Origin of the sequence: Endobacterium panacihumi, from assembly GCF_050847465.1 — a bacterium.
Lineage (GTDB): Bacteria > Pseudomonadota > Alphaproteobacteria > Rhizobiales > Rhizobiaceae > Neorhizobium > Neorhizobium panacihumi.
In genome coordinates, this window is sequence record NZ_JBOZRA010000001.1 from 419,300 (window position 1) to 439,051 (window position 19,752).

Annotated in this window: 18 protein-coding genes and 2 pseudogenes; 12 read left to right on the forward strand and 8 right to left on the reverse strand. The window is 60.2% G+C overall.

What is annotated here, in order from left to right:
• Positions 1 to 12 precede the first annotated feature (12 nt).
• Positions 13 to 1,461 (reverse strand): homospermidine synthase, encoded by a 1,449-nt coding sequence (locus ACRQ1B_RS01970; protein ID WP_432291993.1) that lies wholly within the window; start codon positions 1,459 to 1,461, stop codon positions 13 to 15.
• 169 nt (positions 1,462 to 1,630) lie between these two features.
• Positions 1,631 to 2,596, reverse strand: coding sequence for a heme-dependent oxidative N-demethylase family protein (locus ACRQ1B_RS01975; protein WP_432291994.1), 966 nt, complete (start codon positions 2,594 to 2,596; stop codon positions 1,631 to 1,633).
• Positions 2,597 to 2,708: 112 nt separating this feature from the next.
• Here ACRQ1B_RS01975 and ACRQ1B_RS01980 point away from each other — a divergent pair, with 112 nt between their 5' ends.
• Genes ACRQ1B_RS01980 through ACRQ1B_RS01990 form a run of 3 tightly spaced genes read left to right on the forward strand, consistent with a single transcriptional unit; the run spans position 2,709 to position 5,786 of the window.
• The gene (locus tag ACRQ1B_RS01980) at positions 2,709 to 3,353 is read left to right on the forward strand and encodes a hypothetical protein (RefSeq protein WP_432291995.1); all 645 of its coding nucleotides are present in this window, start codon (positions 2,709 to 2,711) and stop codon (positions 3,351 to 3,353) included.
• Positions 3,354 to 3,368: 15 nt separating this feature from the next.
• Complete coding sequence (locus ACRQ1B_RS01985; protein WP_432291996.1) at positions 3,369 to 4,538, forward strand: DMP19 family protein; 1,170 nt, start codon at positions 3,369 to 3,371, stop codon at positions 4,536 to 4,538.
• Between the two features lie 27 nt (positions 4,539 to 4,565).
• Positions 4,566 to 5,786 (forward strand): hypothetical protein, encoded by a 1,221-nt coding sequence (locus tag ACRQ1B_RS01990; RefSeq protein ID WP_432291997.1) that lies wholly within the window; start codon positions 4,566 to 4,568, stop codon positions 5,784 to 5,786.
• On the opposite strand, the gene ACRQ1B_RS01995 is transcribed toward ACRQ1B_RS01990, so the two are convergent.
• Positions 5,787 to 6,680: a LysR family transcriptional regulator gene (locus tag ACRQ1B_RS01995; RefSeq protein ID WP_432291998.1), complete on the reverse strand. Its 894-nt coding sequence runs from the start codon at positions 6,678 to 6,680 to the stop codon at positions 5,787 to 5,789.
• 112 nt (positions 6,681 to 6,792) lie between these two features.
• Here ACRQ1B_RS01995 and ACRQ1B_RS02000 point away from each other — a divergent pair, with 112 nt between their 5' ends.
• The 3 genes from ACRQ1B_RS02000 to ACRQ1B_RS02010 all read left to right on the forward strand — a co-directional run bounded on the left by ACRQ1B_RS02000 (position 6,793) and on the right by ACRQ1B_RS02010 (position 8,215).
• Entirely contained in the window at positions 6,793 to 7,527 is a 735-nt protein-coding gene (locus ACRQ1B_RS02000; RefSeq protein WP_432291999.1) for an SDR family oxidoreductase, read from the forward strand.
• 92 nt (positions 7,528 to 7,619) lie between these two features.
• Positions 7,620 to 7,874 (forward strand): Atu4866 domain-containing protein, encoded by a 255-nt coding sequence (locus ACRQ1B_RS02005; protein WP_432293791.1) that lies wholly within the window; start codon positions 7,620 to 7,622, stop codon positions 7,872 to 7,874.
• 56 nt (positions 7,875 to 7,930) lie between these two features.
• Complete coding sequence (locus ACRQ1B_RS02010; protein ID WP_432292000.1) at positions 7,931 to 8,215, forward strand: CopG family ribbon-helix-helix protein; 285 nt, start codon at positions 7,931 to 7,933, stop codon at positions 8,213 to 8,215.
• A gap of 30 nt (positions 8,216 to 8,245) precedes the next feature.
• Here ACRQ1B_RS02010 and ACRQ1B_RS02015 read toward each other — a convergent pair whose 3' ends face one another.
• The 3 genes from ACRQ1B_RS02015 to ACRQ1B_RS02025 are packed head-to-tail and all read right to left on the reverse strand — an operon-like array spanning position 8,246 to position 10,388.
• Positions 8,246 to 8,617 carry a nuclear transport factor 2 family protein gene (locus tag ACRQ1B_RS02015; RefSeq protein ID WP_432292001.1) on the reverse strand — a complete coding sequence of 124 codons (372 nt, stop codon included), beginning with the start codon at positions 8,615 to 8,617 and terminating at the stop codon, positions 8,246 to 8,248.
• 5 nt (positions 8,618 to 8,622) lie between these two features.
• Positions 8,623 to 9,282: an aminotransferase class IV family protein gene (locus ACRQ1B_RS02020; RefSeq protein ID WP_432292002.1), complete on the reverse strand. Its 660-nt coding sequence runs from the start codon at positions 9,280 to 9,282 to the stop codon at positions 8,623 to 8,625.
• Positions 9,231 to 10,388, reverse strand: a complete 1,158-nt coding sequence (locus ACRQ1B_RS02025; protein ID WP_432292003.1) for an aminodeoxychorismate synthase component I — start codon at positions 10,386 to 10,388, stop codon at positions 9,231 to 9,233. Before ACRQ1B_RS02025 ends, ACRQ1B_RS02020 begins: the two co-directional genes overlap by 52 nt.
• 327 nt (positions 10,389 to 10,715) lie before the next feature.
• On the opposite strand from ACRQ1B_RS02025, the gene ACRQ1B_RS02030 reads away from it, so the two are divergent.
• On the forward strand, positions 10,716 to 11,204 hold the full coding sequence (locus tag ACRQ1B_RS02030; RefSeq protein WP_432292004.1) for an HPP family protein: 489 nt from the start codon (positions 10,716 to 10,718) through the stop codon (positions 11,202 to 11,204).
• On the forward strand, positions 11,204 to 11,773 hold the full coding sequence (locus tag ACRQ1B_RS02035) for a TetR/AcrR family transcriptional regulator (protein ID WP_432292005.1): 570 nt from the start codon (positions 11,204 to 11,206) through the stop codon (positions 11,771 to 11,773). The genes ACRQ1B_RS02030 and ACRQ1B_RS02035 overlap by 1 nt, the downstream gene beginning before the upstream one ends.
• Before the next feature lie 123 nt (positions 11,774 to 11,896).
• Here the strand turns inward: ACRQ1B_RS02035 and ACRQ1B_RS02040 are convergent, their stop codons facing one another.
• Positions 11,897 to 13,771, reverse strand: a complete 1,875-nt coding sequence (locus tag ACRQ1B_RS02040) for a M3 family oligoendopeptidase (protein WP_432292006.1) — start codon at positions 13,769 to 13,771, stop codon at positions 11,897 to 11,899.
• A 197-nt stretch (positions 13,772 to 13,968) separates the two neighbouring features.
• Between ACRQ1B_RS02040 and ACRQ1B_RS02045 the strand changes: the two are divergent.
• The 3 genes and pseudogenes from ACRQ1B_RS02045 to ACRQ1B_RS02055 form a co-directional block, all read left to right on the forward strand.
• Positions 13,969 to 15,160: pseudogene (locus tag ACRQ1B_RS02045) on the forward strand (sigma-54-dependent transcriptional regulator); the annotation flags it as partial.
• A 143-nt stretch (positions 15,161 to 15,303) separates the two neighbouring features.
• Positions 15,304 to 15,507 (forward strand): annotated as a pseudogene (locus tag ACRQ1B_RS02050) (helix-turn-helix domain-containing protein); the annotation flags it as partial.
• A gap of 246 nt (positions 15,508 to 15,753) precedes the next feature.
• Entirely contained in the window at positions 15,754 to 17,589 is a 1,836-nt protein-coding gene (locus ACRQ1B_RS02055) for a peptidoglycan L,D-endopeptidase MepK (RefSeq protein ID WP_432292007.1), read from the forward strand.
• 76 nt (positions 17,590 to 17,665) lie between these two features.
• Here the strand turns inward: ACRQ1B_RS02055 and ACRQ1B_RS02060 are convergent, their stop codons facing one another.
• A complete protein-coding gene (locus ACRQ1B_RS02060) occupies positions 17,666 to 18,886 on the reverse strand; it encodes an NnrS family protein (protein ID WP_432292008.1) in 1,221 nt (406 codons plus the stop codon).
• 136 nt (positions 18,887 to 19,022) lie between these two features.
• Between ACRQ1B_RS02060 and ACRQ1B_RS02065 the strand changes: the two genes are divergently transcribed.
• Positions 19,023 to 19,721 (forward strand): Crp/Fnr family transcriptional regulator, encoded by a 699-nt coding sequence (locus ACRQ1B_RS02065; RefSeq protein WP_432292009.1) that lies wholly within the window; start codon positions 19,023 to 19,025, stop codon positions 19,719 to 19,721.
• Positions 19,722 to 19,752 lie beyond the last annotated feature (31 nt).

Sequence of the window (19,752 nt, forward strand, 5' to 3'; positions counted from 1 at the left end):
GTTCCGGGCTGTTTAGCGAACCAGAATGTTCTTGAACTGCCAGGCGTCCTTTTCATCGATATCTTCCGGGAACAGGCCCGGACGACCTTCGAGCGGGGTCCAGTCGGTGTAATGACCTTCGACCGGGCCGAGGTAAGGCGTCTGCACTTCCAGGCAACGCTTGTAATCGACCTCGTCGGCTTCGACGATGCCGGCCTTCGGATTTTCCAGCGCCCAGACCATGCCGGCGAGAACGGCAGACGTGACCTGCAGGCCGGTGGCGTTCTGGTAAGGGGCGATGCGGCGGGTTTCTTCCAGCGACAGGCGCGAACCGTACCAGTAGGCGTTCTTTTCGTGACCGTAGAGCAGCACGCCGAGTTCATCGACGCCATCCTCAAGCTCGTCTTCGTTGAGGACGTGCAGGACCGGCTGCTGCTTGCCGCCATTGCCGAACATTTCGTGCAGCGAAAGCACCGCGTCATTGGCCGGGTGGTAGGCGTAATGGCAGGTCGGGCGGTAGACGACTTCGCCGTCCTTCTCGACAGTGTAATAGTCGGCGATCGAGATCGACTCGTTATGGGTGACGAGGAAACCGTATTGCGGGCCCGGCGTCGGGCACCAGGTGCGCACGCGGGTGTTGGCGCCCGGCTGATCCAGATAGATCGCGGCCTTGCAGCCCTTCTTGTGCTTCTTGGCGTTTTTCGGCATCCAGTTTTCGTGGGTGCCCCAGCCGAGTTCGGAGGGCTGCAGACCTTCCGAGATAAAACCTTCTGCCGACCATGTGTTCCAGAACACATTCAGCGGCTTCGGGTGCTTGGTGCGCTGGGTGTCGCGTTCGGCGATATGCACGCCCTTGACGCCGAGCTTCTTCATCAGCTTGGCCCAGCCTTCGCGGTCGTTCTGATCCGGCTCGTCGAATTTCAGGCCGGTGTCATTGGCAAGGTTGACCAGCGCCTGCTTGACGAACCACGAGACCATGCCCGGGTTTGCGCCGCAGGTGGAAACGGCGGTGGTGCCGCCCGGGTTCTTGGCCTTTTCCTTGCGCACGGTTTCGCGCAGCGCATAGTTGGTGCGCTCGGAATTTTTCATGCTGGTATCGAAATAGAAGCCGAGCCACGGTTCGACGACCGTGTCGATGTAAAGCACGTCGAGCTTGCGGCACAGCTTCATCAGGTCGAGCGAGCCGGTATCGACCGACAGGTTGACGCAGAAACCCTGGCCTTCGCCTTCGGTCAGCAGCGGCTTGAGCAACTCCTTGTAGTTTTCCTTGGTGACGTGTTCCTTGATGTGGCGCACGCCGTGCTTGGCGAGAATTTCCATGTCGGCCGGCTCTTCGCGCGGGTCGATGACCACCATCCGGCTCTTGTCGAATTTGAAATGGCGTTCGATCAGCGGCAGCGTGCCGCGACCGATCGAACCAAAGCCGATCATCACGATCGGGCCGGTGATTTCGGCATAAACCGGGTAGTTCTGGTCAGACATGTCATGCTCCCTAACGATCGACTGCTGTTGTTTCGCCGCAGTCCAAGCTTTTCACGCTTAATAGGCCAATGTGACGGATATTGTGACGCGTGTTTTAATGCGGTGCGCTAGATCATATTTCATCGTCACAATAAAGCGTTTGTTCCATCCTCATGACCGGTTCAAGGCACTATTCTGCAAGCGTTTTTTGCGGCTCGGTTTCGCGGGTCTGCGATTGCCGCAAAAGGGACACCAGTTCCGCCCGTTTGCGGCTGATCCCCTTGTATTCGGCCTCGTCGATCGACAGCCTTTCCAGTTGATCCGCCATGCCGGGGCCGAGGTTTTGCGCATCCGGCTGGGCGAGGATGGCGGCGATCGGATCGAGATAGATGCGGATGGTGAAAAGGATATCGCCCGAGGCTGGCAGCTTGGTCAGCGTCTGGCGCTCGACGCGGATGACGGACTTTTCTGCCGGGGTACCAAGCACCTGATCCGTGGGCATAGAGACGGGGTGATAAAGCGCGTGGCGCCAGTTGATCGACCAGTTCATCCGCCGCACCGGATTGCCGGGCTGCAGGCGATCGAACATGCGGGCGATCAGTTCGGCATTGCGACTGCCGGCCTGAAAACCGGGTACCGGCGCATGCACCTCGTTCATCACCTTGCCGAATTTTTCCGACAATTCCCAGGATGATGGGAAGGCCAGAAAGGCGGCGGCGATGCGCCAGCCGTTTTCGCCTTTGCGCATGATCACCAGATCGTCCTGCACCAGAAGGCCGGCGCGGTGGATGGGCAGCATGGTTCCGTCGGTCAGGTCGACCGACTGGTCGGCCATATGAATGCGGTTGCCCTCGCGGCGATAGATGTCTGGATGGTGCGTGGTCAGATAGGCCGCGAGCCGTTCCAGCACCTCACGCTGGGCATTTTCCGTGCCCGGTTCGGCACGCAAAACCTTGTCGCCATGCTCTGCCACGAGGCGGCGTTTTTCCGCCAATTCGAAACCGAGATTGTCATCCGGCTCGATCCAGCGCTCCGGATCGAGCGGCGACAGACCGATGGCGAAAAGCGGTGATGAACCGTCATAGGGCGTATAGGTCGGTGGCGCATGGGCGGGTGTCATGATGTGCAGGCTGGCGGTGTGTCGCGCGCTTGTCAATGTCCCCGTTTCTGGTGCTGGTTGCAACCGGCGTAAAAACACCCTGGCCCTTGGAAGACTTCTCGCGCGCCCTAGAAACAGGGCGAATGGGGTTTTCAAACGAGATGGTGCAATGACGGAATTTACGCTGACGGCTTATGTCGTGGCCGGCACGGCCTCGATCTTTTCGGCTTTCGGATCGCAGGATGCGGGCATCAAGGCGCATGTGCTGGAAAAGGCGGCGCCGATCATTGCCGATTTCGGCGGTGACGAAGGGCGCGCGCGGGTCGCCGACGGTCTGGACCGCATCCTTGCCAGCAAGCGCATCGAAAAATACCACTGGCATGTGGCGCTTGCCACCGAGATGCTGTTTGCCGCCTATGGCACGCGGCCCGAGCCGGATGGTGCAGTGCTGATGCGTTTCCCCGAGGATTATATCGAGCCGGTCAAGGCGCTTGGCCTGCCGAGCCTTGCCGAAGCGCTTGATGTGCTGGCCTACAGTCGGGAAGTCCGCATTCCGGTGCCGATCGACAAATGGGATGATGTCAGCGGCCAGTATTATTTCGACCGCGAAAAAGTGACCGTGACTTTTGGCGAGATCGAAGCGCTCGGTAATGTTTCGAAGGCCATCGACAGGCTTTATGACGAGAAGCCGGAGGTGTTTGGCGATCTCGATGCCGACGATGTGCGCCATCTGGTCGAAAGCGTGTCGAGCATGCTGTCCAGCGCGAAGGCGGCAGGGGCGGATCTGGCGGTGTTTCGCCATGGCGGCGTGTAAGGGCAGGGGCGTTTCATGGGCATTGTGCGAACCGGCAGGATGATCGCTGCCGTCAGAAGTGGAGCGGACCTGCCGCGCTGGGCGTTGTGGCTTACCTTCTGGATGGTGTTTTTCCTCGGCTGCAACATGGCGGTGGCGCTGGCGGACGAGGAGCGGAAAGCGTGCGATCTGGAGGGATTGAAGCGTTATCCGATGTCGTTTGCCATTGCGCAGCATGCTTTCCTGATCGGCACTCCCCAAATAAAGTTTATGGATGAGCCAGAACGGTCCCGGATGAGTTATGAGGATCTGATGAGGGCCGAAGGCGCCATCAAAAGGCGTGAGGCACTGGCGCGCGGGCTTGCGACCTATCCGGAAATCGAGCGCCCGATCCTCATGTTGGTCGCAGGAAGCCAATGGACGACAGCTCCGCATGAAAACGGGCTTCTGAATTTTTTCGTTCTGCTCGACGGGGTTTTTGTCGATGAGTTGCTGGCAACACTGGATGCCGAGGGCCTGACGGCCCATGCGGCCCTGCTGCGGGAAGGCAAGGCGCTGTTTGGACCCAGCTATGGAACCGTCGAACAGCGATACGACATGTGGAACAAGGGCAATGGCAGGTTCGACGGAAAAATCGACCGTGGTTTGAAGGACCTTTCCGCCCGCTTTCTGAAACTGCCCCGTTTGCTTGACGAAGCCGTCAAGCGTATCGAAGCCTCGCCGGAACTGACGGCCATTTACGAGCCGATCCGGGCAAACATGCCCGAAGAAACCCGTTTCAACCGCATGGCCGGCGGCATTTTTGCCTGTGTTGATCCTTACGGCGATGTGGATGCCGTGCTGTCACGCCTTTCCGCCCTGCCAAAGCCCTATTCGCAGATCATGGTGGTGAAATATTTTCAGGACGAGATGCTCAATGGCTCGGTGCATCAGGCGTTTTTCAATTCATCCGGCAATGTCATGCCGGACGTGGAGGCGGCATTGACCGATTGGGGACTGACGCAACAGGCCGAAGCGGTGCGCAAGGGGATCGCCATGTTCCCGACGCCCTATCCGCGAGACCTTGAGGAGAGGCGCAATTTCATGGCGACGAAGGGTGAGGATTTCGATACTGCCCTTTACGAACTGACCGGCCCCGTCGATGACGGCGCCATGCATGAGGCGATGATCCGCGTCGCGCGCGAAAACGACATTATTCCGAAGTGATGCAAGGCAACGATAGTGAATGACGCAATGAACGCCTCTTCGGCGCTGATCGCCTATGGCAGCTATGCGCCGGGCGGTGAAAACCATGCCAGGCTGGCGTTCTTTCCGGGCGAATGGCGCAAGGGATATGTTCTCGGCACCCGCCATACATCCGAGGACGATATCGGACCGGGGCATGACCCGATCGAGGCGTGGGTGCTGGAGTTTCCGCGCCCGCATGCCGATGTGAACGCACCGGAATATCAGGCATGGTCGCGTCGACTGTCCGATCTCTGGATGGGGCTGGACAATGTCATGGGGGCCAGGATGACTCGTGACAGCCGTCCATGGTGGCCCGAAGGATCGGATATTGCCATCGGTGCGGTGGGTCTGAAAGTGGCAAACATTTATCTGCCGCGTCATCGTTTTGCTGATCTGCCCGAACATGGCGACCAGCCGCAGCCGCAACCGCCTGAAGAACCGGCACCTGAAATGGTGGCGGAACCGGAGCCTTTGGTTGAGGCGGCCCCGGAGGAAGAGCACGACCTCGCAACGCTCTGGCAACAGACCTTTTCGGGCGAGAGGGAAAATGACCACAGCCATTTCATCGGGCTGATCAGGGACGCGCATCCCGACCAGTTTGACGCCCTGTTCGCCGATCTGCCGGATGGCGGCAGGTTTCTTGAACGACTGAAGCGGCTGTTCGCGGATCACGCACCGCCCAAAAAATCCACAGGGGTATCGGGCGAAGAAGATGCCGGCTTCCGTGCCCATCCGCTTGTCCGCAATGCCCGCCCACTGGACGTCCTCGTCGAGCTTGCGCGGCGTGACATCGCCCAGCGGGCCGGTTTTCTGCGTGCACGCGACAAGACAAGCCATGCCGAAGCGCTCGAAAACCTGACATTTGTGACCGGCAAGCCGGACCATCCGGAATGGGAGAATGCTGGCGATGCGCTGGACGCCTTTGCCGACGAGGTGCGCTATTCAGGCCCCAAACGGCCAGGCTGGCATTATTGTCTCAAGGAAGCCTGCCACGGCATCGACGCGGAGTACGTTCTGCAGGATTGGTTGATGCTGTTTCTGCTGCAGCCGGATCTGCCGGCCCCCAAGCCCAGGCCGCGCGGCGGGTTGATCTCCCGGCTTGGACTGCGGCGCGAGTCGCCGACGCTCGATCTGGAACCGGCCTATTCCCTGTGGAAGGCGGGCGGTCGGTATGAGATCGATGGCCAAAAATGCTGCGTTTATGAGGTCGAGCGGCGCGAGGGCTGATTATCGGCGAAATGCGCGCAGGTGATCCACCAGTGCCCGCAGTTTTGGCGCCATGTTTTTCCGGCTCGGGTAATAGAGATAAAAGCCCGGAAACCACGGGCAGAAATCCTCCAGAACCGGAACGAGTTCGCCGCGTGACATCGCGTCTCGAAAACTGTCTTCCATGCCGAAGGAAATGCCGGCGCCGGCAATGGCCAGCCGCACCATCAGCGTCATGTCCGTTGTGGTGATCGTGTCTGCGACGGCGACCGCAAACTCCTTGCCATTCTCTTCGAATTCCCAGCGATAGGGCGCGATATGTGGTGAAACCCGCCAGCCGATGCAGCGATGCCCGGAGAGGTCTCGCGGATGCGCGGGCGTGCCGAACCGTTTGAGATAGGCCGGCGATGCGACGGCGAGCTGCCGCTGGTCGCCGGAGACCGGTACGGCGATCATGTCCTGCGCGATCACTTCACCCAGCCGCACGCCGGCATCATACCCTTCCGCAACGATATCGAATTCCTCGTCGGTGACGGTGATATGCAGTTTCACATCCGGGTTTTGTTCGGCAAAGGCGGAGAGCAGCGGTCCGGACAGAAAACTTTCGGCAATGGACGAGACCGCCAGATTGAGTTTTCCACGCGGACGGCCGTGGAGGTTGGCGGCGCTGTCGAGCGCGCCACGCATCTCGGCAAGCGCCGGTGCCGTTTCGGCGTAAAGCCGCTCACCGGCTTCCGTTAGCGACACGCTCCTTGTGGTGCGGGACACGAGCGCGATGCCGAGTGTTTCCTCCAGCTTGCGGATCGTCTGGCTGACGGCCGAGCGGGTGACGCCCATGCGGTCGGCAGCGGCACGGAAATTCCTCTCCTCGGCGACAAGAGCGAAAACGGCAAGCGCGTTGAAATCCGGCAGCATTGGTTAGTTTTGCTTTCCAGTTTGTGAAGTAATGCGTGGCTTATCGCGACAATGATCCAAAACTATCTTCAAGACAACCGCAATGGGGCGGTCAACTTCATCGGAGAAAGTCATGGACAGAATTACGGACAAGGTTGTTCTCATCACGGGCGCATCGAGCGGTATCGGCGTCGGCATCGCCCATGAACTGGCCAAGGCCGGTGCCACCGTTGTGCTCGGCGCGCGCCGTACGGATCGGCTGGAAGAGGTGTCAGGCGAAATTCGCGCAAGCGGCGGCAGGGTGATGACGCGAAAGCTCGACGTCACCGATCGCGCCGATGTCGCCGCCTTCGCCGAGGCGGCCCGACAGGAATTTGGTCGGGTTGATGTGATCGTCAACAATGCCGGCGTCATGCCGCTGTCGTTGATGTCGTCGCTGAAGGTCGACGAATGGGATCGCATGGTGGATGTCAACATCAAGGGCGTGCTTTACGGCATAGCCGCCGTGCTGCCGGAGATGACGGCGCGCGGTTCCGGCCAGATCATCAACATCGCCTCGGTCGGTGCGCTTTCCGTATCGCCGACGGCGGCCGTCTATTGCGCCACCAAATATGCGGTGCGGGCGATTTCCGATGGCCTGCGCCAGGAAAACGACAAGCTGCGCGTCACCTGCATCCATCCCGGCGTGGTGGAAAGCGAACTGGCCTCGACGATCACCGATCCGGTCGCCATCGAAGGCATGAAGAGCTACCGCGCCATCGCCTTGACCCCGGATGCCATCGGTCGTGCCGTGCGTTTTGCCATCGAACAGCCGGACGATGTCGATGTCAGCGAGATCGTCGTGCGGTCTGTCCGCTCTGCGTATTGAGGGAGGTCACGATGACCCGTCGCCAGCTTGTTCTTCGCACCGCCGTTTCGCTGGCGGCGGTGTTCGCCCATCCCGTATTCGCAGAGGAAGCCATGACCAACACACAAACCCATCCTTACGTCGGCATGTGGGTGACCGAAGACGGCCGCATCCGCCACGAGCTTTTGCCCAACAACCGTTACGACGAGGCGCGCGGCAACCGCGAAAGCGCCTATCAGGGCCGGTACGAAGTGACGGGCACCCATATCGAATATTGGGACGATACCGGATTTACCGCCGATGGCGATTTCGTCAGCCTTGATGTGCTGCACCATGGCGGCATGGTGTTTTACCGGAGAAAGCCGTAGTTTTCGCGCCTCTCGTTTCGTGGTAGAGATGCCGCAAACGAGAGGCGTGTTTGCTGATGACATCCCACATCATGTCGCTTCAGATTTCTGAAGAGATGAAAACGAGACTGGATGAGTTGTCGGCCGCCACCCAGCGGCCGGCAAGTGTTCTGGTTGAGGATGCGCTTGCAACATATCTCGACGAGCAAGAAAACGAACGGCGTTATATCGAGGCTGCCGTCGAGCGTGCTGATCATGGCGATTTCGTTTCGCATGCCGCAGTCGAAAAATGGCTTCGTTCATGGGGCACGCTGGATGAATTGCCTGCGCCTGAGACGGAATTTTGCAACTCAATTCTCTGATCTGTCACCGGTCGGGGTGGGCCTGACGGGTTAGGTCGTTGGTGTGCCTTGATGAAAGACCATGCGCCAGCCAGCATCCGTATCCAATCTCCAGAGGGAGCTTCGATTTGTCAGCTGCTTGCTGCCATCCGCTTGGAAGCGGATGCCGAGATAGGTTGCCAAGGCAACAGTGTCACTCACAAACGAAATGCTGAAATCTTCGATGGCCGTCCTGACGGCTATACTTTCACTCGTCAGATCGGCAAGGATTGTCTGAAAGTCATAACTACGGCCTGAGCGACCGAATTCACGAAAATCTGGAGCTAACAACTGGCGCAGTCGTACCTCGGAGTTTCGTGCAGTAAATGTTTGCAACTCGGTTTCGAGAGCAAAGAGATGGTCGTGCAGATCAGTCTCGACCACGAGCCTCACCCCACCAGTTCCGCCCTGATCAGCCCGCGCAGCGAATTGCCGACAAAGATTTGCCGGCCCGCCAGATCGGCCTCCTTTACCAGACCGGATTTGGCGCGGCCCTCGCGGATCAGGTCGCCGCGCAGAATGCCGGCGAGAAGGCCGGAGGAGATCGGCGGTGTCGTCAGCGTGCCGTCTGCCTGTTCGACAAAGATGTTGGTGATCGTGCCTTCGCAGAGTTCGCCGCGTTCGTTGAGCAGCAGGACTTCGTCCACATCCTCGACCGAATATTCGGCGCGCGCGGCCTCGTAAACTTCGCGGCGGGTGGTCTTGTGGCGGTACATCAGGTCGTCGGAGGGCATGCGTGTTTCGGCGATCTTGATGCGCCAGATCGTGTCTTCCGAGAGCGGATTGAAGGCTGACGTGGTGATATCGATATTGCCGCGAAAGGTCATTTCGAGGCGCACGCGCAAGGGGGCTTCGCCTTCGGCAGCTGCTTTGAGGCGTTGCAGAAGATCGTCCGGGCCGGAGCGGAAACCCAGCGCATCGGCGGAGCGTTTCAGGCGGCGCATATGCTGCTCGATGCGGGCATAACCGGTATCCGGTTCCCAGCGCATGGTTTCGATCAGCGACAGATCGGCTGGCTTCCCGCCGCGAACCTTGCCTTTAGCAGACATTCCTCATACTCCGCCTCTGCCGTGGAATCGAACACGATGCCACCGCCCACATTGAAGACCGCATCGCCGCTCCTGAAAAGAGAGATCGTGCGGATGGCCACCGAAAATCGCATCGGACCCGCCGGATCGCACCAGCCGATCGCGCCGCAATAGGCGTCACGCGGTCCGTCCTCCAGTTCCGACAGAATGCGCATCGCCCACATTTTCGGGGCACCGGTGATCGAACCGCAGGGAAAAAGAGCGGCGAGAATCTCCGGCAGGCCTGTTTTCGGCAACAATTGGGCGCTGATATGGCTGACCATCTGGTGCACGGTCGGATAGGTCTCGATCTCGAACAATTTGGGCACTGACAGTGTTCCCACCTCCGTCACGACCGAAATGTCGTTGCGCAACAGATCGACGATCATGCGGTTTTCTGCGAGTGTCTTTTCATCCGACAGCATGGTGGCGATGATGGCGCGGTCTTCCGCCGCGCTTTTGCCTCGTGCGGCCGTGCCTTTCATCGGATGCGTCTCGATCATGCCGCTGGCATCGACGGAAAAGAACAGTTCGGGTGAACGCGACAGAATGATGGGACCGCCGAGGTCGATCAGCGCACCATACTTGACCGGCTGACGTTCGATCAGCGACCAGAACAGTGTTTTGTCGTCACCTTGCCAGCGGGCGGTGATCGGCATGGTCAGGTTGGCCTGATAACAGTCGCCGCGTCTGATATGATGGTGCAGGCGTTCGAACCGCTCGGCATAGGCGTCGAAATTCCAACCGGCGCGGAAATCGGCAAGCGTTGCGGTGTCGGTCACGGCAGGCGGTGTCGCCAGCGGATGCTCGTTGCCGGCGGGCGCATCGAAAATGCCCATGGCGATCAGCGGTGTTTCCCGATTGTCTTCGATCAGCGGCCGCAGTTTTGGCTCGAAAATGTGGCCGGCCTCATAGGAGAGGTAACCGGCCAGCCAGAAGCCATTTTTGCGGGCGGCTTCGAGCTTTTCCAGTGTGGGCAGAATGTCGTCGGCGGTGTGGGCGAAAACGATTTCGCGCGGCCTGTCGAAGACCATGCTTTGATGGGTGCGATCATCGCGAAACAGCGCGAAGGGCGATGATGATGTCACTCGGGGCGTCCTCGATCCGCGCCACTAGAAGGGTTTGCTCCAACACCGGCGCGGCGTTCTGGTAGACCGCGCCAGACAAATTCACAAGCGGCAAGTCTTGGATGACCTCGTCCGGATGATTTTACCCGCCGCCAGACGCCAATTTTCAAATGTTTGGGCCGTTGCCGCAATTGGCATGTCGAAGACGAAAGCCTGTTCAGCCCGAAGCCGCAGAACCACTGAGCGCCGCGCAAATCGGAGGAGAGGCAAGATTTCGCTACTTGGCACAAATCGCCATCATCTGTAATGATCGGTAAAGTCATAAACGATCATTACAGAAAGTTCGTCATGCTTTCCTTTTTTGCGCGCCACCAACCGGCCCAACCACTCCACAAGACGGCCATTGCCGGTGCTGGAGGCCTTATCGCCATCGGCTTGATCGGCGCGCTCAGCGCCTATTCGCACGCGCCGTTCATCATGGCGCCCTTTGGAGCCAGTTGCGTTCTTCTATTTTCGGTGCCGGGCAGTCCGCTCTCCCAACCCGCCAATGTCATCGGTGGCCATGGAGTGGCGACCTTGGTTGGGCTTCTTCTCCGATTGGTGCTGCCGAATGAATGGTGGGCCGCCGCCATCGCTGCGGGCGTGGCAATCGCGGCTATGGCGGCCTTACGGGTCACGCATCCGCCGGCAGGGGCGGATCCGCTCGTCGTCTTCGCTGATGATCCGGGCTTCGGATTTCTCATCATGCCGGTTCTCGTCGGCGCCAGCCTGCTTGTTGGCACCGCGACACTGTTCCACAGGACGACCGGCACCCCTTATCCGATGAGGAAAGTCTGATGGCGCGTCTGGTTGCGGAGCGGGCCGATGTGATCCCCCTTCTCGGGGAGGTTTTTCGGCGTTTCGGATACGAGGGCGCGAGCGTCGCGCGCATCACCGAATATACGAAACTTGGGAAAGGCAGCCTCTATCATTTTTTCCCGAAGGGAAAAGATGAAATGGCGTCCGTGGTGCTGGAAGATATACGGGCCTGGTTCGAAAAGAACATTTTCATGCCGCTGGAAGGCCATGAGCCAGAGGCGGCAATCGCCGACATGTTCATCGCGGTCGAATCCTATTTCAAATCCGGACGGCGCGTCTGCCTCGTCGGCGCGTTCGCCCTGGAGGAAACGCGGGATCGTTTTGCCATGGAGGTAAAACACTATTTTTCCCGATGGCTCTCGGCTCTTTCCACCGCGCTCGAAAGCAGCGGTCTTGACGCCGCGCAAGCAAGACAGCGCGCGAAAACGATCGTCGCTGGCATACAGGGGGCCATCATACTCGCCAGAGCGCTTGATGATGAAAAGGTGTTTCTGGACGCCCTGGATCATCTGAAAGGTCTGGCTGCCTTCGCAGAAAGCAGCCGATAGGCACAAGGCGCGAAAAAGACGGCATCCCAGCCTCCCTGCCTGCGAAGGAAGAAGGTGGGATGCCGCACGTCTCATTTATAGCCCGACTGTCCGCCGGGCTGCGCAGGCCGACGTTTGATGGCCTTACGCCTTGTCCAGCGCTTCCAGTTCGTCGATCAGGCTTTCAATCATCGAAAGCCCCTTCGACCAGAAGGCCGGATCGGACGCGTCGAGGCCGAATGGTTTCAGCAGTTCGGAATAATGCTGCGAGCCGCCGGCCTTGAGCAGGTCGAAATACTTTTCCTGGAAGCCCGGAGCCGCATTCTGGTAAACCGCGTAAAGCGAGTTCACCAGGCAATCGCCGAAGGCATAGGCATAGACATAAAAGGGCGAGTGGATGAAGTGGGGGATATAGGTCCACCACGTCTCATACCCTTCCGAGATCCTGATCGCCGGGCCAAGACTTTCTTCCTGCACCGAGAGCCACAATTCGCCGATCTGCTTGGCCGTCAGTTCGCCATCCTTGCGGGCGGTGTGCACCTTGCGTTCGAATTCGTAGAAAGCGATCTGGCGCACGACCGTGTTGATCATGTCCTCCACCTTCTGGGCGAGCATGGCCTTGCGTTCGCGTTTGTCCCTGGTCTTTTCGAGCAGCGCCCGGAACGTCAGCATCTCGCCGAAGACGGAAGCGGTTTCGGCGAGCGTCAGCGGCGTCTGGCACATCAGCGCACCCTGTCCGCCGGCCAGAACCTGATGCACACCGTGGCCCAGTTCATGGGCCAGCGTCATCACGTCACGCGGTTTACCGAGATAGTTGACCAGAACGTAAGGGTGCGCCGAAGGCACCACCGGATGCGCGAAAGCGCCCGGAGCCTTGCCGGGGCGGGCGGGGGCATCGATCCACTGTTCGTCGAAGAAGCGGCGGGCGATATCGGCCATTTCGGGAGAGAAGGCGCCGTAAGCCGATAGCACGGTGTCCTTGGCATCTGCCCATGGAATGACGGCATTCGGGGTTTCCGGCAGCGGCGCGTTGCGATCCCAGAAATTCATGGTCTCCATGCCGAGCCATTTTGCCTTCATCGCATAATAGCGGTGCGACAGGCGCGGGTAGGCGTCCTTCACAGCGGCGGCCAGTGCATCGACGGTTTCGCGCTCGACGCGGTTGGCGAGGTGGCGGCTGTCGGCAATGTCGTCGAAACCGCGCCAGCGGTCTGAGATCGCCTTGTCCTTGGCCAGCGTATTGGTGATCAGCGTGAAGACGCGCAGATTGTCCTTGAACGTGGCCGACAGCGCTTTGGCCGCCTTGGCGCGGGTGTCTGGGTCCGGCTCCTGCAGCATGTTCAGCGTCAGTTCCAGCGGCTGCTTTTCACCATCCACCTCGAAACGCAGGTCCGCCATGGTCTCGTCGAACAGACGGTTGAAGGCGGCGGCCGAGGTCATCGACTTGTCGAGAAACAGTTGTTCCAGCTTGTCTTCCAACTGGAACGGCTTGTCCTTTCTGAGATCGACGATCCACGGCTGGTAATGCGCCACAGCCGGATCGCGGGCAATCGCGGCGTCGATGACGGCATCGTCGATACGGTTCAGTTCCAGCGCGAAGAAAAGCAGGTGGGAGGACAGGTCGGTGAGCCTGGCCTGCACGTCACCGTAGAACTTGCCATTGGCCGGATCTGACGTATCGGAAAAATAGGCGAGGCCGGCATAGGAACCGATCTTGCCGAACAGGTCGTCAAGCTCATCATATTCGGTGATCGCGGTGCCAAGCCCCTGTGCGCCCGTTTTCTCTGCGGCTGAGGCAAGCTTGCCTTTCCATGCCGCTTCGAAATTGCGGGCGCGTTCGGTGGCGCTATCGAGGTCAGCCTTGAAGGCCGCACCGTCGCGGCTGTCGTAGAGATCCTCCAGCCGCCAGGTCGGAAGATCTCCGAGGCCTGCGGCTGCGGCGGACCCGGCAGCGCTTTCGGCTGCGACCACGATACCGCGGCGGCTATCGATGCCATTCGGTCGAACGTGGGACGTCATCGTGTGAATTTCCTTCGTGTTAATGTCTGGAGTGCCGTTTCCGGCCGGTTTCGAAGCAGGTTTATGCGCAGGTGCTCTGTTTTGAGGCCAAGCCGTTAAAATGCAAGCCTTTCTCAAAACGGGATGTTCAAGCCTTTCATGACACAACCTCCTGTATGGGTGCCATTACGGCACTGCACACGATTTCAGGAGCGAGCATGACTGCGCACATTCTTGTCGTGGACGACGATCCGGTACAACGTCGTCTTTTGAAGAACGCCGTGGAGCGTCATGGTCATTCCTGCCATCTGGCCGAAAACGGCCGGATCGCGCTTGAGTTCCTTCGCCGCAACCGCGCGCAGTTCAATGCGGTCGTTCTCGACCTCATGATGCCGGAACTGGATGGCCTCGGTTTTCTCGATGCCGCCAACGAACTCAACCTCAATATTCCGATCATCGTGCAGACCGGACAGGGCTCTATCGAAACCGTCGTGCAGGCCATGCGGGCCGGTGCCTTCGATTTCGTCGTCAAGCCGGTTTCGCCGGAGCGTATCGCGGCCTCGATCGCCAATGCGCTGAAGCTTGATCAGAAGGAAACCAAGACCCGCACCGTGCGCAAGGGTCGCACCGGGCCGATCGGCTTTGCCGATATCGTCTCGGCCAGCCCCGACATGCTGCGTGTCATCGATCTCGCCGAGCGGGCTGCCCATTCCGGCATTCCGGTCGTGCTGGAAGGTGAATCCGGCGTCGGCAAGGAAATGGTGGCGCGCGCCATCCAGAGCGGCAGCGACCGTTCGGGCAAGCCGTTCATTACCGTCAACTGCGGTGCCATCCCGCACAATCTGGTTGAAAGCATCCTGTTTGGTCATGAAAAGGGGGCTTTCACCGGCGCCATCGACCGCCATACCGGCAAGTTTGTGGAAGCCGACGGCGGCACTTTGTTCCTCGATGAAATCGGCGATCTGCCGCTCGACGTGCAGGTAAAACTGCTGCGCGCCGTGCAGCAGGGCGAGATCGAGACCGTCGGTTCCTCGAAAACCCAGAAGGTCGATGTGCGGCTGATTTCGGCCACCAACAAAGACCTGATCGAGGAAGTCCGCGCCGGGCGTTTCCGCGAGGATCTGTATTATCGCCTCAACGTCTTCCCGATCACCATTCCGGCGCTGCGTCGCCGCAAGGAAGACATTCCGCATCTGGCACGTGTCTTCACCGAGCGTTTTTCCGTCGAGCAGAAGCTCGACCGCACGCTGACGCTCAATGCCGGCGCGCTGGCGCTTTTGACCGCCTATGACTGGCCGGGCAATATCCGCCAGCTGGAAAACTCGATTTTCCGTGCGGTCGTTCTGGCAAGCGGTGATGAACTGACGGAAGACGACTTTCCGCAGATCGCTGCCCAGCTGCCGGAATTCCGCACGGAAGAACTGCGGGCGATTGCCGTCGAACCGGCACCGCAGTCGGGGGCGAGCGGATCGGTGCGTGCCGACGAGGCGGCTTCCTACGCCGGTGAACGGCTGGAGGCATCTGCTCACCACATGCCCATGCATGTGCCGGACAATGTCATCGTCAGCACGGATGATACCGGCGACGTGCGCAAGCTGGCGGATGTGGAAGAGGAACTGATCCGCTTCGCGTTGAAGTTCTACCGCGGCCAGATGAGCCAGGTGGCGCGCAAGCTCGGCATCGGCCGCTCCACGCTGTATCGCAAGCTCAAGGATTACGGAATCGATCCGGACAATCCGCTGCGCGAAGCGGCCTGATTTGCTCGTAAAGAGTGAGTTGAGGGCAACGAGACCAATTTTGGTCCATAGAGATCGCCGTCCTGGCGATCTTTCCTGTTAATCCTGACGCAAGTCAGGGGTGGTAAAACCTGTCAATCTTTTATAAGTCCTTTGTTGACTATAAAAGAATTACTTGTGGGCATGTGGCGAATTTGCCATGGTGTCACCGCATTTCACAGTCATGTGAAGCAGCACTGGCTGTGCTGTCATCGGACGGGGATCGACTTGCCGTATCAGAACGAAAACACCACGCCCGGAAATGGGACAGGGCGCAGCGGGTTGGCCGCACGTTGCCTTTCCATTTCCAAGCGCGTTGTGGCTGCCGCCTCGCTCTGCGTGGTTGCGCTGCCATTGATGTCGGCGGTGTCGGCGACCAGTGCCGCTGCCGAGACCCGCAGCCTCAAGCTTTATTATACGCACACGCGCGAGAAGGCGGAGATCATCTTCAAGCGCAATGGCCGTTTCGACCCTAAAGGTTTGGCGCAGCTGAACCAGTTCCTGCGCGACTGGCGCCGCAACGAGCCGACGAAGATGGACCCGCGCCTCTTCGACTTGGTCTGGGAAGTCTATCGCCGCGTCGGCGCCAAGGACTATATCCACATCGTTTCCGCCTATCGTTCGCCGGCCACCAACGGCATGCTGCGCTCGCGCACCAAGGGTGTCGCCAAGAGCAGCCAGCACACGCTCGGCAAGGCGATGGACTTTTTCATCCCCGGCGTAAAACTTGCGACCTTGCGCTCGACCGCCATGCAGTTGCAGGTCGGTGGCGTCGGTTTCTATCCCACTTCCGGTTCTCCTTTCGTGCATCTGGATGTCGGCGGCGTTCGCGCCTGGCCGCGCATGTCGCGCGACGAACTGGTCCGCCTTTTCCCGAAGGGCAACACCATCCATCTTCCGTCCGATGGCAAGCCGCTGCCCGGTTATGATCAGGCGTTGGCCGACTACAAGAAGCGCGTCGGCGCCGATTCGATCGAGATCGCCAGCACGGCTGGTCCCGCCTCTTCGGCAACCGTGAAGAAAAAGAAGAACCTGCTGGCCATGCTGTTCGGTGGCGGCGACGAGGATGAAGATCCCGAAGCCATCACCACGCCGGCCCCTGCCGCTCCCGGCCGTCCTTCGGCTCCGGCAACGGCAGACGAGGGCGAAAGCGCGCCGGTCATGGTTGCGTCTGCCCAGCCGCAGGCGCCCGATATCGATGCGCCCGTGCCGCAGTCACGTCCGGCTTTCCGTCAGGATAACGGCACGACCCTTGCCAATGCGCTGTATTCCCAAGGTGGCCGCAGCGCCGCGCAGGATGCGCTGCAGGCAGCTTTGCCGGCCCAGCAGAATGGCGAGAGTTTTGCCGATCTGCAGCAATACACCATTCCTGTTCCCACCCTGCTTGGTCCACGCGGCATGAAGGGCGATGCCGAAAGCGGTACGATGACGGCCTATGCCGCCGCGATCAATCGCGCCGAAGTGAACGGTTCCGCCATGCCGGTGCCGGCCCATCGCCCGGCCTTTTCTGCGGGTCCGATGAACGCATCGCTTCCGGCCCCGCAGTCGCAGCAATCGCAGCAACTGGCCGCCGCTTCGCCGCAGGCCGTGCCGAACACACTTGATGCCCAGGCCCAGCATCTGGCATCTGGCGGCGCCGTTGCCGAAGGGTCGCAGGCTTTGACGCCGGAACTCGTCGCGGCTCTTGCCAAGAGCGCGGAATATACCCGTTCGCCGGACACGGCTGTGCCGGTTCCCGGAAAACGTCCGGTGCAGGTGGCGCTTGCCAATCCAAGTGCGGCTGGCAATGATGGTCGCACGGTTTTCGGTGATGGTTTCGACGCACCCAAGCCGGTTGCCAAGGCACCTGTGAAGCAGACGCCGAATGCTGCCGCTTCGCAGGCGGCGCCGGCCGACAAGGCTCTGACCGAGGACATGCTGGCGCAGTGGGCGCAGGTTAAGGGCAAGGCCGAAACCTCGACCAAGGCACCACGTGTTTCGCGCTCCTTCAGCACCGACAATGCCGCGATGAACGATGGCTTCAAGCCGGCGCATCCGGTGGCGATCGATCCGGGCCGTTTCTAAGTCCAAGGTTTCAGATAGACAAAACAAAGCCCGTCCGGATTGCTCCGGGCGGGCTTTTGCTTTGGGGGGCTGACCGTCAACCCATGGTTTGACGCCTGACACGCGTCAGCATCGGGCCATATTCAAGAAGATATAGACCGAAGGCGGCAAGCCAGAACAGGCCGGCCGCTGCGTAGATCAGGTCGGTCTGGCCGGGCAGGACGCCCGAAAGCGGCCGCACCAGCGCGCAGACAAGAATGGCGCCATAGCAGAGATTGGTGCGTTTCGAAGCCGTCAGTTGCCGGCCGGTATGACCGCGGGTGGCGCGGGTCATCACCGCTAGCATCATCATCGACATCGTGCCAACGGTCAGCACATGCATGGCAGAGGCGCGGTCGATATAGCCGAGTGCGGCGGCGGCAATGGCGACAAAACCGAGGGGGACGAACAGATAGGCGACGTGGAGGATGGTGACCAGCGTTTCAGCCGTCGTTGTCCAGCCGCGCCAGCGATAGAGGCGAATGAACTGCACTATGGCGGCAAGTCCGCAGGTGGCAGCGCTGATGCCGTTTTCGGGCAGGCTGGACCAGGCAAGAAGGGCGATGACGGAGCACAGGATTGCTGCCATGTCGAAACGGCCAAATGGTGCCGGAAAACGTGTCGCGCCCTGTTTGGCCAGCCAGTTGCGGGTAAAGCTCGGGATGATGCGTCCGCCGATGACGGAAATGAGCGCGATATAGGCCGAGATACCGAACCGAGAGGCATAATCCGGCGCACCGAAAACAATCGTTTCATAATGGAAGCCGAGATTGGCGGCGGTCAGCACACCAAGGCCGATCAGCACTTTGAGATTTTTCCATTGCTTGCCGGCGATGATTTCGCGGGCGCTGATGACGAGGAGAGCCGGCAGGAAAAGCGCATCCAGCGCCACGGCAATGGAGACACCGGTCCAGCCGGGAGCGAGCATGGCGAGCCGGCCGAGGCACCAGAGCGAAAACAGCCCGGCAAGCGGCCAGCCCGACACGGGCAGGCGGCCCGTCCAGTTGGGAACGGCGGTGAGGAAAAAGCCGGCGAGGATGGCGCTGCCGAAGCCGAACAGCATTTCGTGGGCGTGCCAGGCATAAAACCCGTAATCGGCCGCGATCTCGATCTGGCCGCTGAGCGCCGCGATCCACAGGACCATGGTGACGCAGGCCCAGATGGCGCCGCCGAGGAAAAACGGCCGAAAGCCGTAGGAAAACAGCACGGGTCCGGTCTGCAGAAGCCCGCGTGGCACGGCGACGCGGCGAGGTGTTTGAGGCTGATCGATTGTGGACATGGCGAGGCTCCTTCAGCACTCACCCCAATTGGCTTGAAAAAATCCGGCTTTCGTTGATGAATCGCAAGTAAGATGACGTTTGAGTGGTTAGTCAGGTCTGAAGGCTTGCATTGGTGGGCCGGCACGGAGGTCCGATTTGAAACTCGATATCAGTCTGGTCAAACACGCTGCCCTGTTTGCCGATATGCCCGACGGCGACATCGAGGCCATGCTGTCGCATGCGGTATCCCGGCGGATCGCTGCCGGTGATGCGGTGTTCGAGCAGGGCGCCCCGGCCACGCATTTCTATCTGCTTCTGAATGGCCGGCTGAAGGTGAGCCAGGTGACGCCGCAAGGACAGCAGGTCATCGTGCGTGTGGTCAATCCCGGTGATCTGTTCGGGATCGCCAAAGCCTTGCAGCGAACCGATTACCCCGGCACGGCGCTCTGCGTTTCGGAAGCCGTGGCGTTATGCTGGCCGATGGATTTGTGGCAGCAACTCATCGACAAATATCCGCAGCTGGCGGTGACGGCGCTCACCACAATCGGTCAGCGGCTACAGGAGGCGCATACGCGCATCCGTGAAATTTCGACCGAAGAGGTCGAGAAGCGGGTGGCGCATGCGGTGCTGCGGCTGAGCGAGCAGGCAGGGCGGAAGGAGGCCACGGGCGTGAGGATCGATTTTCCGATCACGCGGCAGGACATCGCCGAAATGACCGGCACGACGCTTCATACCGTGTCGCGCATTCTCAGCGCCTGGGAGGGCAAGGGACTGGTAACGGGTGGCCGGCAAAAACTGTTGTTGCGCGATGTGGCCGGGTTGAGGGCGCTGGCGGAAAACGAGAGGTCTGCCTGAGGCGGAAACGGAAAAGGGCGGCTGCGAAAAA